The following is a 14,485-nucleotide window of genomic DNA, read 5'->3' on the forward strand; positions in this document are numbered from 1 at the left end:
CCCGGTTTCTCTTCATGAGAAGCCGGGTCTTTTTAATTAATCGAAGTCGAGACGGTAATGATCAGGCTGGATGAGCGACGTCCGGTTGAACAAGCGATAGAACAGTATCCCGAGTGCGATCGGGATGAGTCCGAATAAGACGACGACGAGCATGACGTTCCAGAGTGCGAAGCCTCCCGGCATCAAGTGCAAGGCGTTGACCGGGCCGATGAGACCGGAGACGCCGAAACCGGCACTGATTGGTGTGCCTTCGATGCGAAGGATGCCTGCGAGCGCTCCGAGGATGGCCGCATTGGCGAGTACCGGCAACATCATGATCGGACGACGGACGAAGTTCGCCATTTGAATCTTCGGTGAGCCGAGGAAGTGGGCGATCGACGTTCCGGTCGCGTTCATCTGCCAGCCAGCGATGGCGAGACCGAAGCCGGCAGCGACGACGCCAAGGTTGGCGGCCCCGGCAGCGACACCAGACAGGCTGATGGCTGTGGCGATCCCGACCGTCGAGATTGGCGAGACGATGATGAGCGAGAACGCCATCGCAATCAACATGCCCATCACGATCGGCTGCAGTTCTGTCATCGTCATGATGATCGTTCCGACGTACGTCGTGATCTGTGAGATGTATGTGAGCAAGAACGCGCCGATGCCTCCCGCCACGACGATGACCGTCATCGGCAAGACGAGCACGGTGTATGTCTTCAAGCGTGGCGACAACTGCATGACGAGGAACGTCGCGAGAGCAGCCGTCACACCGGCCGTGATGACGTCACCGATTCCGGCCATGAGGAACGCGCCTTCCTCGATGCGGATGGCGCCGCTCCCGACCTGGGTCGCGATGCCGATCGTCCCGGCCTCGAGCGCCGAGCGTCCGAACTGCATGGCGACGGCGACACCGATGATGACCGGTAAGAGGCGCATCGCAATCGTCGTCGCATCTAAGATGAACTGCAAGGACGGAAAATACGGCAAGATGGCTTTCGTTAATTCACCGAGCAAAGCGCTCGGGATGAGGGCGATGAGGATGGCAAGACTGAGGCCGTTCAAGACGTTCATTAAAAATTGTTTTCCACTAAGCTTCTCTTCCGTCATTGGGGATTCACCTGTCCTTTTCTACTGGTTTGCTGTTATGTACAAAAGCGATAAAGTTAAAGACCATACTATGCCTCTTTCTGCCGAGCGTCAATACAAAATGTTGAAATGTTCAGAATTTTCCATATGAGCACAACTTTTGAACCGACCGAGCCGGATTCATATACTTATGAAGAGAGGTGAATAAAATGATGACAGACGGATTCTTATATATATACGCTCCGATGTGTGGTACATGCGCCGTGGCCGAGCGGATGCTCTCGGTCGTCGAGGCCGTCGACCCCGAATTGAAGATTGAAAAGCGCGATGCCAACTTTATCCCGAACGAGCTCGAGGCGTATCAGGTCATGAGCGTCCCGGCGCTATTGAAGCTGGAGAATGGCCAAGTCCGCGATCGGTTGTACGCGTTTCAAAACGTCCAGCACGTCCTATCTTTCGTTAAATGAGATAGGATGATTAGAATAATCTGAAAATTTTAAATAATCAGTTGACACAGAAAGTTCACGAATGATATATTCATTACAACATCTTACTTGAACACAACATAGGACGAGATTTTCCCGTCATCAAGACGTTTTCGAACAACCGCTGCATGAGCTTACGCGATTTCAGGTGGACCTTCCCTTCGATTGTCCCCCAAAAAAATCAAGCGTCGGGGCACCGGTCGCGTAATTGCATGGTCCGTTCGAAGACCGAGTGATGGTTGGGTCAAAATCCCCCATATAAGGATGAATGCTCTGATCGGGCAAAAGAGGTTCATCTATGGGTTGTCCTTCAGTGACTCAAGGTGCTACGTTCTGTGCCATCCTCGGATGGCACCTTTTTTTATTTTTTCGCATAAAATAGTTTGACATGAAAATAATATGTCGCTATGATAAGGCTAATCGAATACGCAACCACTCTTATCAAGAGAGGCTGAGGGACTGGCCCTATGACGCCCAGCAACCGCGGAGCAATCCGAAATGGTGCTAATTCCAGCAAGGTATTTACCTTGGAAGATGAGAGCAATCGTTGTCCGTACGATAAAGTACGCACGTTTGCTCAAACGTGCGTACTTTTTTTGTTGTCAGGAGGGAAATGGATTGATTCAATTACGCAATGTGGCCAAATGGTTCGACACGAAAAACGGTCGGGTCCAGGCGGTCGATGAAGTGTCGCTTACGATTGATAGCGGCGAAATTTTTGGAATAATCGGATATTCGGGTGCAGGGAAGTCAACGCTCATCCGATTGCTCAACCGACTCGAGGCACCGTCAAGCGGTGAAATCGTGGTCGCCGGCAGCGAGCTGACGAAACTTACACCGAAGGAACTACGCGGGGTACGTAAAAACGTCTCGATGGTGTTCCAACACTTCAACTTGTTATGGTCGCGCACGGTCGCTGAGAATATCAGCTTCCCGCTCGAACTCATCGGGGTACCGGCGAGTGAGCGCAAACGCCGCGTCCAAGAACTCGTCGAACTCGTCGGCCTCGCCGGACGAGAAGACAGCTATCCGTCACAACTATCGGGCGGCCAAAAGCAGCGAGTCGGGATAGCCCGTGCGCTCGCTACGAATCCAGAAGTGCTCCTCTGCGATGAAGCGACGAGCGCCCTCGACCCGAAGACGACGGATTCGATTCTCGAATTGCTCGTCAGCATCAATAAGAAGCTCGGTTTGACGATTGTCCTCATCACGCATGAGATGCACGTCATCCAAAAGATTTGTCACCGCGTCGCCGTCATGGAGGCCGGGAAGGTCGTCGAAACCGGACAAGTCGCCGACGTGTTCCAACACCCGGAACAGCCGATCACGAAAGAGTTCGTCAAACAGATTGGTGCGGTCGAAGACATGTCGCTCACGTTCGAGCACTTGAAAGCCCGTTATCCGAGCGGTCAAATCGTCAAGCTCAAATTCTTGAACGAGACGGCCGAACAACCGATTCTGTCGGAAGTGTTGAAGCAGCATGACATCGGCTTCAACATCATCGGCGGGAAGGTGACGCAGTCACAGGTCGGTGCCCTCGGGACATTATTCATCCAATTGATCGGAGAGCCGGCTGAAGTCGAGCGGGCCATCGCCTCAATCCGATCGCAGGCAGTGGAAGTGGAGGTAGAAAGCGATGTTTCCTAATGTAGATTGGCAAGTCATGCTCGAACAGACGTGGCAGACACTTTATATGACACTCGTCGCCGGAGCCGCGACGTTCGTCATCGGTCTCGCGCTCGGGATGCTGTTATATGTTACGAACGAGCCGCTCATGATGAAGAATCGTCCGATTTATACGGTCATCAGTGCGGTCGTCAACATCTTCCGGTCGATCCCGTTCATCATTTTGATTATCTTGCTCATCCCGTTCACGTTACTCGTCGTCGGGACGATGCTCGGGTCAACGGCAGCACTGCCGGCGCTCATCATCGGTGCGGCCCCGTTCTATGCGCGGATGGTCGAGCTCGCGCTTCGCGAAGTCGACCGCGGTGTCATCGAGGCGGCCGAATCGATGGGAGCGACAAAATGGCAGATCGTCTATAAAGTACTATTCCCTGAAGCGTTGCCGGCCATCGTGTCAGGCATCACGGTCACGATCGTCGCGATCGTCGGTTACACGGCGATGGCAGGAGTCGTCGGCGGTGGGGGACTCGGGAACTTGGCGTTCCTCGAAGGGTTCCAGCGTTCACAAAGTGACGTCACGTTCGTCGCGACCGTCTTAATCTTGGTCATCGTCTTCGTCATCCAATTCATTGGCGATCGACTCGTATCTGTAATCGATAAGCGTTCCGCTTAATCAAATAGAAAATTTGGAGGGGTTTTATAATGAAATCATGGAAAACGGTACTCGGTTTAACGGCAGCTTCAGCACTAACAATTCTCGCGGCTTGCGGCGGCGGGGATTCAGAATCAGGTTCAGGCGATGACAAGACGCTCGTCGTCGGTGCGTCGAACGTCCCGCACGCTGAGATTTTAGAGCACGTCCAAGATGAGTACGAAGAGAAGGGCTATACGCTCGAAATCAAGAAGTTCCAAGACTACGTCCTCCCGAACAAAACGCTCGCAGACGGGGAGTTGGACGCGAACTACTTCCAACACGAGCCATACCTCGAGTCGCAAATGGCTGAAAACAAAGACTACAAATTCGCCTCAGCCGGCGGCGTTCACATCGAGCCGATCGGTGTGTACTCGAAAGATTACGCATCACTCGATGAGCTTCCAGACGGCGCGGAAATCATCATGAGCTCGTCGGTCGCTGACCACGGACGGATCCTCACGATGCTCCAATCAGAAGGCTTGCTCACGCTCGCAGAAGGCAAGACAGTAGACGCGACGGTGTCAGACATCGTCGACAACCCGAAAAACTTGGAGTTCAAGACGGACGTCGAAGCGGCACTTCTCCCGCAAGCGTTCAACAACGGCGAAGGGGACGCGGTCCTCATCAACACGAACTACGCGATCGATGCCGGCCTCAACCCGCTCGAAGACGCCATCGCTCTCGAAGGCGAAGATTCACCTTACGTCAACTTGATCGTCACACGTGAAGGCGACGAAGATGACGAGCGCGTCAAGGCACTCCTTGAAGTACTCACGTCAGAAGAGACACAACAGTGGATCTTGGACGAGTACAAAGGTGCAGTCGTACCGGTCAAACAATAATTTCGTCAAGGCCCGGGCTATCCCGGGCCTTTTTTGTTTGGAGTAGTTTTGACGCATCAATAGAAGTACACTACATATATGTAGGAAAAGGGGGGATTCGGATGAACATACGACACATTCATCCGCTGACGCTGGGCGTCTTGTTCGGTACGTTTTTTGCCCGGCTGTCGACATTTTTTGTGATGCCGTTTTTTGCGATTTATCTCGCGACGCTCGGTTTCTCGGCGAGCGTGATCGGGACGGTGTTCGCCATCTCGGCGCTATCGGGATTGTTCATGAGCTTTTTCGGGGGGACGCTATCCGACCGCTACGGGCGCAAACAGCTGATGCTGATCGGTATCGCGTTGAACGCGATGACGTTCACTGGTTTCGCGCTCGTGACAGAATTATTTTGGTTTTATATGTTCTCGGTACTTATGGGCGTGTCGCGGTCGTTCCTCGAACCGGCGTCGCGCGCACTCATCAGTGATACGACGCAGCCGGACCAGCGCGTCATCGTCTATAACGTCCGCTACTTTTTAATCAATATCGCGGCGGCAATCGGGCCATTGCTCGCGGTCGTCTTGTCGCTCACCGGTGCGAAGAGCGCCTTCTTCGTTGTGACGGGCGTCTACGTGCTATACGGACTCGTCATCTCGACGCTGTTCCGGAAGTATCCGTTCGAGGAAGGCGACGGTGTCAAAGTCCGGCCGCGCTTGACTGAGACGTTCCGTGTGTTACAACAAGATAAGACGTTCCGCTACGTCATCATCGGGATGATTTTTGCCATCATCGGCTATAGTCAGTTCAATGCGACGTTGCCGCAGTTCATCGCTTTCCATGACGGCTTCAGTGACGGCTCGCGCTTGTTCGCCTATCTGTTGACGGTCAATGCGATCACCGTGCTCGTCGTCCAGTATCCGATTATGCGGTTCGGGATTCGCGTGTCACCGATTAAGTCGCTCTTTTTCGGAGTCGGCACCCTATCGACCGGGCTCCTGCTCATCGGTTTCGCGACCGAGACGTGGGTATTGTTCATCGCGATGGTCATCTTCACGATCGGCGAAGTGCTCATGTTCACGATGACGGACGTGTTGACGGACGAATTGGCACCGGCCCATCTGCGCGGGACGTACTTCGGGGCGATGGGATTGACGGCGCTCGGTCAGACGATCGGTCCCGTCATCGGTGGACTCTTGCTCGATGGGTTTGACAATGCAGCGTTGCCAGTGTTTGGAAGCTTGGCCGTGTTGACGGCGTGTGGATCTTTCTTTTTCGCTGGCGCCTTGAAAGAACGGAAAGCAAGTTTAGCCTTAATCGAGGAAAAAGTTGGATAAAGTCTTGATTTCCCGATATTCTCATTCTCAACATTTATGTTTTATTGAGAATGAATAATAAGGTGAGTCGCTTGAAATAAAAAATTGCCTAGATTAAGATTAGAATATATCTAATCTACGCCAAAAATGGCGAGAAAACGGAAGGGGTATCCGAATGTCTAACGTACCACACATGAAAATTGATGACCTCCGCGTCTCAATCGAAGGAAAAGAGATCGTCAAAGGTCTTAATCTTGAAATTAAAGGTGGCGAAATTCACGCCATCATGGGTCCTAACGGGACGGGTAAATCTACACTCGCATCGGCACTTATGGGTCATCCATTGTATGAAGTCACAGGCGGAAGCGTTGATTTGAACGGCGAAGACGTACTCGACATGGAAGTCGACGAGCGCGCGCAAGCCGGAATGTTCCTCGCAATGCAGTATCCTGCTGAAATCAGTGGTGTCACAAATGCCGATTTCTTGCGTTCAGCAATCAACTCGCGCCGTGAAGAAGGCCAAGAAATCTCACTCATGAAGTTCATCCGTGAACTTGATGCGAAGATGGACGTCCTCGAAATCCCTTCAGAAATGGCACACCGTTATTTGAACGAAGGTTTCTCAGGCGGAGAGAAAAAACGTAACGAGATTCTTCAGATGATGATGATCAAACCGAACATCGCCATCCTCGATGAGATTGACTCAGGTCTTGACATCGATGCGCTCAAAGTCGTCGCCAAAGGCGTCAACGAAATGCGCTCAGAAGAGTTCGGTTGCTTGATTATCACGCACTATCAGCGTCTCCTCAACTATATCGAGCCAGACTTTGTTCACATCATGATGGACGGAAAAATCGTCATGTCAGGTGGCAAAGAGCTTGCACAACGACTCGAAGCAGAAGGTTATGACTGGGTGAAGCAAGATCTTGGAATGACAGTAGACACAGAAGCGTAAGGAGGCTGTACGATGACCGTACAATTTGAATTGGATGCACAAGCAGTAGCGGCACGTGCAGAGGCGCTCGGTGGACCTTCATGGATGGTCAACCGTCGCAAAGAAGCAGCAGAACTTGCGCCGACTCTCGCCTTGCCAAAAGTTGAAAAGATCAAGATTGATAAATGGGACTTCGTCTCTGGAGACGTCGAGCTCACGAAGCACGACGGCTTGACGCCTGAAATCGAAGCACTTCTTGGAGACCATCGTACAAACGTGCTCGTTGAACGCAACGGTCATGTCGTCTACAACGAACTTGCGACGCCAGAAGGTGTCCTCTTCATGGGCATCAACGAAGCGATGGAACAACATCCAGACCTCGTCGAGAAATACTTCATGACGGAAGGGGTCCGCGTGGACGAAGAACGTTTGTCTGCGTTGAACGCTGCCCTCATGAACGGCGGTGCGTTCTTATACGTACCGAAGAACGTCCAATTGAAAGACCCGCTCCAAGCCATCTTCACGATGGAACAAGCGAACGGCGCACTCTATCACCACACGATCATCGTCGCAGACGAAGGCAGTGAATTGACGTACGTCGAGAGCTTCCTCTCGAACACGAACGAGCCGCACACGGTCAACGCCGTGACAGAAGTGTTCGCTGGCGCGAACGCGAAAGTCGTCTTCGGTGGTGTCGATCAGCTCGCTGAATCGGCCCTCTCGTTCATGAACCGCCGCGGTGTCGTCTATGAGAACGCACGCCTCGAATGGGCGCTCGGTCACATGAACGACGGCAACTCGGTCGTCGAGACGAAGACGCACCTCGTCGGAGACAACACGTTCTCAGACACGAAAGCGGTCACGATCGGTCGTGGCGCACAGAAACAAAACTTTAACATCCGGACGGACCATTTCGGGAAGTCTTCAGAAGGGTTCATCTTGATTCACGGTGTCCAAAAAGATTCGGCCACGGCCATCTTCAGCGGGACATCGATGATTCACCATGGCGCTTCAAAATCGAACGGCGTTCAAACGGAACGTGTGCTCATGTTGTCTGAAAAGGCACGTGGGGATGCGAACCCGATTCTCCTCATCGACGAGGACGACGTCATGGCAGGTCACGCCGCTTCAGTCGGTCGCGTCGACGACGTGCAGCTCTACTACTTGATGAGCCGCGGTCTGTCACGTAAAGAGGCTGAACGGTTGATCATTCACGGATTCTTGAACCCGGTCGTCGAGCAACTTGCGATCGAGTCGGTCAAAGACCGTCTCCGTGAAGTCATCGAAGGGAAAGTACGTTAAGATGATTGATGCCTCGATTCGTAAACAGTTCCCGATTTTAGATCAGGAAATCAACGGTCATCCGCTCGTCTATCTCGACAGCGCGGCGAGCTCCCAAAAACCGCTGGCTGTCATCGAGGCGATCGAGGATTACTATCGCCGCATCCACTCGAACGTGCATCGGGGCGTCCATACGCTCGGCACGCACGCGACGGATGCGTATGAAGGGGCGCGGGAGCGCGTCCGTTCATTCATCAACGCCGCCGTCCCAGAAGAGATCATCTTCACACGCGGGACGACGACGGCGATTAACCTCGTCGCGTCAAGCTACGGGGATGCCAACGTCGGAGCGGGGGACGAAATCGTCCTCACGCCGATGGAGCACCACGCGAACTTGATTCCGTGGCAACAGCTCGCCAAGCGTAAAGGAGCCACGCTCCGCTACGTCGAATTGACGCCGGACGGGCGGGTCACGCTCGACGCGGTCCGTGCCGTCTTGTCGGACCGGACGAAAATCGTCGCCATGAGTCACGTCTCGAACGTACTCGGCACGATCAACCCGATCGCCGATGTGGCGAAGCTCGCCCATGAAAAAGGCGCGGTCATGGTCGTCGATGCGGCGCAAAGCGCACCGCACCGGAAACTTGACGTACAAACACTCGATTGCGACTTCCTCGCCTTCTCAGGCCATAAGATGCTCGGTCCGACCGGAATCGGCGTCTTATACGGGAAGAAGCAGTTGCTCAAGCACATGGAACCGGTCGAATTCGGTGGCGAGATGATCGATTACGTCGACTTGTATGAGTCGACATGGAAAGACATCCCGTACCGGTTCGAAGCGGGGACACCGATTATCGCCGGCGCCGTCGGTTTGGCAGCGGCCATCGACTTTTTAGAAGACCTCGGTCTCGAGAACGTCGAAGCCCACGAACGGGCGCTCGCGACGTACGCCATCGAACAGATGCGGACGATTGAAGGCATTGAGATTTACGGACCAGAGGAACGTGTCGGACTCGTCACGTTCAACTTAGGTGACGTACACGCCCACGACCTTGCGACCGTATTGGATATGCAAGGCATCGCGGTCCGGGCCGGGCACCACTGTGCCCAGCCGCTCATGCGTCTCCTGAAGCAATCATCGACAGCCCGCGCGAGCTTCTACTTGTACAATACGAAAGAAGAAGTCGACCGCTTCATCGAAGGGCTACGTCAAACGAAGGAGTATTTCAATTATGAGTTTTAACAATCTCGACATGTTGTACCGACAGGTCATCATGGATCATTATAAAAACCCAAGAAACCGTGGCGTCATCGAAGATGGCGTGACGGTCGACTTGAACAACCCGACATGCGGGGATTCACTCCGACTCCAACTCCAAGTCGAGGACGGAATCGTGAAAGATGCCAAGTTCGAAGGTGAAGGCTGTTCAATCAGTCTCGCATCGGCATCGATGATGACTCAAATCGTGAAGGGCAAGTCTGTAGACGAGGCACTCCAGTTGGCCACTATCTTCTCGGAGATGGTCCAAGGGAAAGACTACGATACAGACACGTTCGACCTAGGCGACATCGAAGCGTTGTCTGGCGTCTCAAAGTTTCCGGCTCGCATCAAGTGCGCCACGCTCGCGTGGAAAGCGCTTGAAAAGGGAGTCGACGAGGAAGCGTAAGTAGAAGGAGGAGACCGATATGGCGAAAAACATGCCTGACATTGGCGATTATAAATATGGCTTCCATGACCGAGACATCTCGATTTTCCGTTCAGGCCGCGGCTTGACGAATGAAATCGTAGAGACGATCTCGCGCATGAAAGAAGAACCGGCATGGATGCTCGAGTTCCGTTTGAAATCACTCGAACAGTTCCGCAAAATGCCGATGCCGACATGGGGCGGCGATCTCACGGCACTCGATTTCGATGAGATCACGTACTATGTCAAACCGTCTGAAAAGACAGAGCACTCGTGGGACGAGGTTCCTGAAGAAATCAAGCGTACGTTTGACAAGCTCGGAATCCCGGAAGCAGAGCAAAAATATTTGGCAGGCGTCTCGGCTCAGTACGAGTCAGAAGTCGTCTATCACAGCATGCAAGAAGACTTTGAAGCGAAAGGTGTCGTCTTTAAAGATACAGACACGGCGCTCAAAGAAAACGAAGACCTCTTCCGTGAGTACTTCGGAAAATTGATTCCGCCGACGGATAACAAGTTCTCGGCGCTCAACTCGGCTGTTTGGTCAGGTGGCTCGTTCATCTACGTACCAAAAGGCGTGAAGCTCGAGCAACCGCTCCAGGCTTACTTCCGCATCAACTCGGAGAACATGGGTCAGTTCGAGCGGACGCTCATCATCGTCGACGAGGGCGCTTCTGTCCATTACGTCGAAGGGTGTACAGCACCGGTCTACACGACGAACTCACTCCACTCAGCGGTCGTTGAGATTTTCGTCAACAAGGACGCATACTGCCGCTATACGACGATCCAGAACTGGGCGAACAACGTCTACAACTTGGTCACGAAGCGTGCCGTCTGTGAAGCGGGTGGATCGATGGAGTGGATCGATGGTAACATCGGTTCGAAACTCACGATGAAATACCCGGCCGTCATCTTGAAAGGTGAAGGTTCACGCGGTATGACGCTCTCGATCGCTCTCGGCGGTAAAGGGCAGCACCAAGACGCGGGGGCAAAAATGATTCACCTCGCACCGAACACGTCGTCGTCAATCGTCTCGAAGTCGATCTCGAAACAAGGCGGAAAAGTCTCGTATCGCGGAATCGTCCACTTCGGTCGTAAAGCGAAAGGCGCACGTTCGAACATCGAATGTGACACGCTCATCATGGATAACCAGTCGACGTCGGACACGATCCCGTACAACGAGATCTTAAACGACCAAGTCTCACTCGAGCACGAAGCGAAAGTCTCTAAAGTGTCAGAAGAGCAACTCTTCTACCTCATGAGCCGCGGAATCTCGGAAGAAGAAGCGACTGAAATGATCGTCATGGGCTTCATCGAGCCGTTCACGAAAGAATTGCCAATGGAATATGCCGTCGAAATGAACCGTCTCATCAAGTTTGAGATGGAAGGATCGATCGGATAATCCTGCATAGATACTGAAAGACGGTTGACATGATTTCATGTCGACCGTCTTTTTGTGTAGGCAATGCCTGTAAACAGGGAATAGGGAATGGGACAAGAGGATGCGTGCCTGTAGATTCGAGAGGAGAAAATCACATGATGTTCTTAGTAACGGGATATTTCGACGCTGACAAAATGAACGCAAAGACCGACCTAGAAATCGATCAAATTATGGCGACGTGTGAACCACACTTACAGGAGCTGTATGCAAGTGAACGAGTGCTGATGGATATGGGGCTTGAAGCGAACATGAAACAGCTCAAGCGGGAGTCACATCAGATTTCGATTTCGGATGGGCCTGTTACCGAATCGAAGGAAGTGATGGGAAGTGCGTTCGTGATTGAAGCGTTGGATATGGAAGATGCGGTCAGAATCGCTTCCATCCATCCGACGACCCAAGTCCCTGAAGCGGAATCGTTAGGATGGAGGCTCGAGATTCGGCCAGTGCACTATTATCGGGAGCAAGAATGAACCACAACTTCACCTGTAAAGATTATGCAAAAAAATATATTGACATTCTATGGAAACGTCGTCATAATACAAAGTAATTTGATATGAATACTCTTATTAAGAGCAGGTGGAGGGAATTAGCCCTATGAAGCCCGGCAACCATCCTTACTGAATCGCCAGTATGGAAACGGTGCTAAATCTAACAGCGAATGCTGAGAGATGAGAGGAAATCGGAATTTTCTGAATCCTTCTGTCTCGTTCATGAGTGCAGGAGGATTTTTTGCATTCTGCCTCTAACAGAGTTTCTATCAAAAACATAAAGGGGGAATTTATTTTGAAAGGAAAGTTCTTATTAAGTGCAGCGCTCGTCACAGGATTAACGGTCTCGTCAGCTTTACCGGTTACATATGCGCATGACGAGCTAGGAGACATCAACATCGAGAAAGGGGAACGTAACCCGGATGAAATCAGTTCGGTTTCCGTGACGGAAGGAAGCAAGAACGTCAAGTATCTACATGAGACTGCAGCGGTACCACTGAAAGAAATCAGAGAAGGCGTGAAAAACAGTACGGCTGATGTGTATGCTCATAAAGGATTCGCGTATACAGGGACACATACTTCAGGTGGAGGCAACGGCGGGGTTCGCGTATTTGATTTGAAAGACCCATCTAACCCGAAAGAAGTCGCAGTATTTGCCGATCAAGACATTCCTGGTACGTGGCAGGAAAAAGTCATCGTGAAGACGGTGAACACCAAATCGTTTAAAGGTGATTTGGCCGTTGTCTCGGTTCAGCAACTCGACTCTAAAAATCCGAATTCGAAAGGCGGGTTCCTCATCTATGATGTGACCAACCCGTATGAGCCGAAGAAGTTAGGCTTCTATGAGGTCACGAAAAAGACGAGAGGGACACATGAGCTTTACTTGACGACACAAGGGGACCGGGTATTGGTCCTTGCCTCGAACCCTTATGCAGACTACTATTCGCACGGGAAAGAGAAGGACTTCCAACTCGTAGATGTGACCAACCCAGCGGAACCGAAGAAGCTATACGAGTTCGATCCACGTTCTTTGCCGGAAGTGGATGAAAGCTTTGACGGATACACGTGGAACGCGCCTGATGGCAAGAAGAGACCAGTCTTCAACCATAGCGCCTATGCGGATGAGAACGGGAAAACAGCGTTTCTCTCGTTCTGGGATCTTGGGACGATCATCCTGGACATCTCAGACCCAGACAACGTGACATACGAAGGACGGACGACATTCGCGTCAGATCAACAAGGATCGGCGCACTCGGCGGCACTTGCAAAAGGCGGCACGGTACTCGTCGAAACGAGAGAAGTGTATGCGCCGGTTAAATCAGGCTACGAACAAGCGTACGGATACACTCGAATCTTCGACATTAAAAACAAAACGAATCCGAAACTATTGAGCGAATTCAAGACGGATTTGACAGAAGATATCTCTGAGAATCCGGCTGAACAAGTCACGTTCGGAAAAACGGTACACGATCCAAAAGTACATGGGAACACGTTGTACCTGTCTCACTACGCGGGCGGGGTGCGAGCGGTTGATATTTCGAATCCGAGTAAACCGGTACAAATCGGAAAATACGTTCCGGCCGATGCGAACATCTGGGGCGTCTACGTCGATCAAAACTATGTGCTCGCGTCTGACATGGGCACAGGCTTGAAAGTGCTACAAAAAAACAATAAGTAAGGATTTCTCGACAACCAGCGAAGCTCGACTTTGCTGGTTTTTTGTATAATCAAATGAGGAGGCGATGACGTGACCAATCGATTTGCATTACAGAGCCGAGAACTGGAGACGTTTATGGGTCAGATGTTCGTGATTTGTCCACATTGTGGGGGCCGAGCGGATGTCATGGAGAAGGGTGATGAAGTGCGCCTAAGTTGTCTAAAATGCGGTCATCTGCAAATGAAGCAGACCGGTACAAAATATATCGGTGGAGCTTTCGATGTGCATTTCGGATTGCCGCTCTATTTACAAATAAGTTGTTGTGGCCATGTATTGTGGGCTTACAATCGAGAACATCTCGACTACATGAAGCGCTACATCGAGGCGATGATTCGGACGAGCAAAGGCACAAATCGAAGTCTCGAAAGTCGATTGCCTGAATGGATGAAACGAAAGCAGAATCGGGATGAAGTGTTACGGGCGATTGAACGATTAGAATTAGTGTGGGAGAGAGGGTGAGTAAAATGGACCGACGAAAAGAACTGCATGAAATCGAGCGGCGTCAATTGACATCGGTGATGAACAACACAAAGTGGGAGGAACTGAGGCGAGCGGTAGCGACAACGTTTCCATTTGAACTTCCTTATCAAATCAAATATGTATTAGAAGACACTCCTAATCCTGAATTTTTAGCTGATCAGTCAGGTGATTGGGAAGATGGCTTTCCTTATCCTACCTCATCAATCGAATGGATTCGATTGCGACCAAAAGTATTAGTTTACAAGGGAACACTCGTCGAACCAGACGTATATGATCTGACCGATGAATTAATATCTATTTTAACAAGGGAACGAATCCCATTCGTACAGGACAACGCAACGCTTCAAATTTTTGGCTACGTTCGAGATACGGGGATATTTGAACCGAAACATGATGTGTAGCATAATTCTATTTTTATCTTGTAAACACTGATCGTTTAGTTTTTGTCGTGA

The 14,485-nt window shown here is 51.5% G+C and carries 15 protein-coding genes and 2 riboswitches; of the genes, 14 read left to right on the plus strand and 1 reads right to left on the minus strand.

Features of this window, described 5'->3' with window-relative positions:
* Positions 1-36 precede the first annotated feature (36 nt).
* A complete protein-coding gene (locus tag KNO58_RS02945) occupies positions 37-1,089 on the minus strand; it encodes a PTS sugar transporter subunit IIC (protein WP_128122085.1) in 1,053 nt (350 codons plus the stop codon).
* Positions 1,090-1,280: 191 nt separating this feature from the next.
* Between KNO58_RS02945 and KNO58_RS02950 the strand changes: the two genes are divergently transcribed.
* The 14 genes from KNO58_RS02950 to KNO58_RS03015 all read left to right on the plus strand — a co-directional run bounded on the left by KNO58_RS02950 (position 1,281) and on the right by KNO58_RS03015 (position 14,434).
* Positions 1,281-1,535 (plus strand): thioredoxin family protein, encoded by a 255-nt coding sequence (locus KNO58_RS02950; RefSeq protein WP_235045156.1) that lies wholly within the window; start codon positions 1,281-1,283, stop codon positions 1,533-1,535.
* A 453-nt stretch (positions 1,536-1,988) separates the two neighbouring features.
* Positions 1,989-2,094, plus strand: a riboswitch (SAM riboswitch).
* 77 nt (positions 2,095-2,171) lie between these two features.
* A complete protein-coding gene (locus KNO58_RS02955) occupies positions 2,172-3,200 on the plus strand; it encodes a methionine ABC transporter ATP-binding protein (RefSeq protein WP_214751793.1) in 1,029 nt (342 codons plus the stop codon).
* Positions 3,190-3,852 carry a methionine ABC transporter permease gene (locus tag KNO58_RS02960; RefSeq protein ID WP_214751794.1) on the plus strand — a complete coding sequence of 221 codons (663 nt, stop codon included), beginning with the start codon at positions 3,190-3,192 and terminating at the stop codon, positions 3,850-3,852. Before KNO58_RS02955 ends, KNO58_RS02960 begins: the two co-directional genes overlap by 11 nt.
* Before the next feature lie 29 nt (positions 3,853-3,881).
* Complete coding sequence (locus KNO58_RS02965) at positions 3,882-4,715, plus strand: MetQ/NlpA family ABC transporter substrate-binding protein (RefSeq protein ID WP_214751795.1); 834 nt, start codon at positions 3,882-3,884, stop codon at positions 4,713-4,715.
* Positions 4,716-4,816: 101 nt separating this feature from the next.
* On the plus strand, positions 4,817-6,031 hold the full coding sequence (locus tag KNO58_RS02970) for an MDR family MFS transporter (protein WP_214751796.1): 1,215 nt from the start codon (positions 4,817-4,819) through the stop codon (positions 6,029-6,031).
* Between the two features lie 172 nt (positions 6,032-6,203).
* A complete protein-coding gene (gene sufC / locus KNO58_RS02975; protein WP_114166887.1) occupies positions 6,204-6,965 on the plus strand; it encodes a Fe-S cluster assembly ATPase SufC in 762 nt (253 codons plus the stop codon).
* A gap of 12 nt (positions 6,966-6,977) precedes the next feature.
* Entirely contained in the window at positions 6,978-8,246 is a 1,269-nt protein-coding gene (sufD, locus tag KNO58_RS02980; RefSeq protein WP_021065496.1) for a Fe-S cluster assembly protein SufD, read from the plus strand.
* Between the two features lies 1 nt (position 8,247).
* Positions 8,248-9,468, plus strand: coding sequence for a cysteine desulfurase (locus KNO58_RS02985; protein ID WP_214751797.1), 1,221 nt, complete (start codon positions 8,248-8,250; stop codon positions 9,466-9,468).
* Positions 9,458-9,892, plus strand: coding sequence for a Fe-S cluster assembly sulfur transfer protein SufU (gene sufU, locus KNO58_RS02990; protein WP_024372279.1), 435 nt, complete (start codon positions 9,458-9,460; stop codon positions 9,890-9,892). Before KNO58_RS02985 ends, sufU begins: the two co-directional genes overlap by 11 nt.
* Before the next feature lie 19 nt (positions 9,893-9,911).
* Entirely contained in the window at positions 9,912-11,309 is a 1,398-nt protein-coding gene (gene sufB / locus KNO58_RS02995) for a Fe-S cluster assembly protein SufB (RefSeq protein WP_214751798.1), read from the plus strand.
* A 134-nt stretch (positions 11,310-11,443) separates the two neighbouring features.
* Entirely contained in the window at positions 11,444-11,818 is a 375-nt protein-coding gene (locus KNO58_RS03000) for a YciI family protein (RefSeq protein WP_214751799.1), read from the plus strand.
* A 90-nt stretch (positions 11,819-11,908) separates the two neighbouring features.
* Positions 11,909-12,023, plus strand: a riboswitch (SAM riboswitch).
* A gap of 108 nt (positions 12,024-12,131) precedes the next feature.
* Positions 12,132-13,514 (plus strand): LVIVD repeat-containing protein, encoded by a 1,383-nt coding sequence (locus KNO58_RS03005; protein ID WP_214751800.1) that lies wholly within the window; start codon positions 12,132-12,134, stop codon positions 13,512-13,514.
* A gap of 69 nt (positions 13,515-13,583) precedes the next feature.
* A complete protein-coding gene (locus KNO58_RS03010; protein ID WP_214751801.1) occupies positions 13,584-14,012 on the plus strand; it encodes a hypothetical protein in 429 nt (142 codons plus the stop codon).
* Between the two features lie 5 nt (positions 14,013-14,017).
* Complete coding sequence (locus tag KNO58_RS03015; RefSeq protein WP_214751802.1) at positions 14,018-14,434, plus strand: DUF6678 family protein; 417 nt, start codon at positions 14,018-14,020, stop codon at positions 14,432-14,434.
* The last annotated feature ends 51 nt before the right edge of the window (positions 14,435-14,485 follow it).

The sequence above is a fragment of the Exiguobacterium sp. J17977 genome (assembly GCF_018616375.1).
Lineage (GTDB): Bacteria > Bacillota > Bacilli > Exiguobacteriales > Exiguobacteriaceae > Exiguobacterium > Exiguobacterium mexicanum.

Bases quoted from the DNA above. Each gene is read 5' to 3' on its own strand.
- KNO58_RS02945 (WP_128122085.1), bottom strand. From the start codon at position 1,089: ATGACGGAAGAGAAGCTTAGTGGAAAACAATTTTTAATGAACGTCTTG.
- KNO58_RS02950 (WP_235045156.1), top strand. From the start codon at position 1,281: ATGACAGACGGATTCTTATATATATACGCTCCGATGTGTGGTACATGC.
- KNO58_RS02960 (WP_214751794.1), top strand. From the start codon at position 3,190: ATGTTTCCTAATGTAGATTGGCAAGTCATGCTCGAACAGACGTGGCAG.
- KNO58_RS02965 (WP_214751795.1), top strand. From the start codon at position 3,882: ATGAAATCATGGAAAACGGTACTCGGTTTAACGGCAGCTTCAGCACTA.
- KNO58_RS02970 (WP_214751796.1), top strand. From the start codon at position 4,817: ATGAACATACGACACATTCATCCGCTGACGCTGGGCGTCTTGTTCGGT.
- sufC (WP_114166887.1), top strand. From the start codon at position 6,204: ATGAAAATTGATGACCTCCGCGTCTCAATCGAAGGAAAAGAGATCGTC.
- sufD (WP_021065496.1), top strand. From the start codon at position 6,978: ATGACCGTACAATTTGAATTGGATGCACAAGCAGTAGCGGCACGTGCA.
- KNO58_RS02985 (WP_214751797.1), top strand. From the start codon at position 8,248: ATGATTGATGCCTCGATTCGTAAACAGTTCCCGATTTTAGATCAGGAA.
- sufU (WP_024372279.1), top strand. From the start codon at position 9,458: ATGAGTTTTAACAATCTCGACATGTTGTACCGACAGGTCATCATGGAT.
- sufB (WP_214751798.1), top strand. From the start codon at position 9,912: ATGGCGAAAAACATGCCTGACATTGGCGATTATAAATATGGCTTCCAT.
- KNO58_RS03000 (WP_214751799.1), top strand. From the start codon at position 11,444: ATGATGTTCTTAGTAACGGGATATTTCGACGCTGACAAAATGAACGCA.
- KNO58_RS03015 (WP_214751802.1), top strand. From the start codon at position 14,018: ATGGACCGACGAAAAGAACTGCATGAAATCGAGCGGCGTCAATTGACA.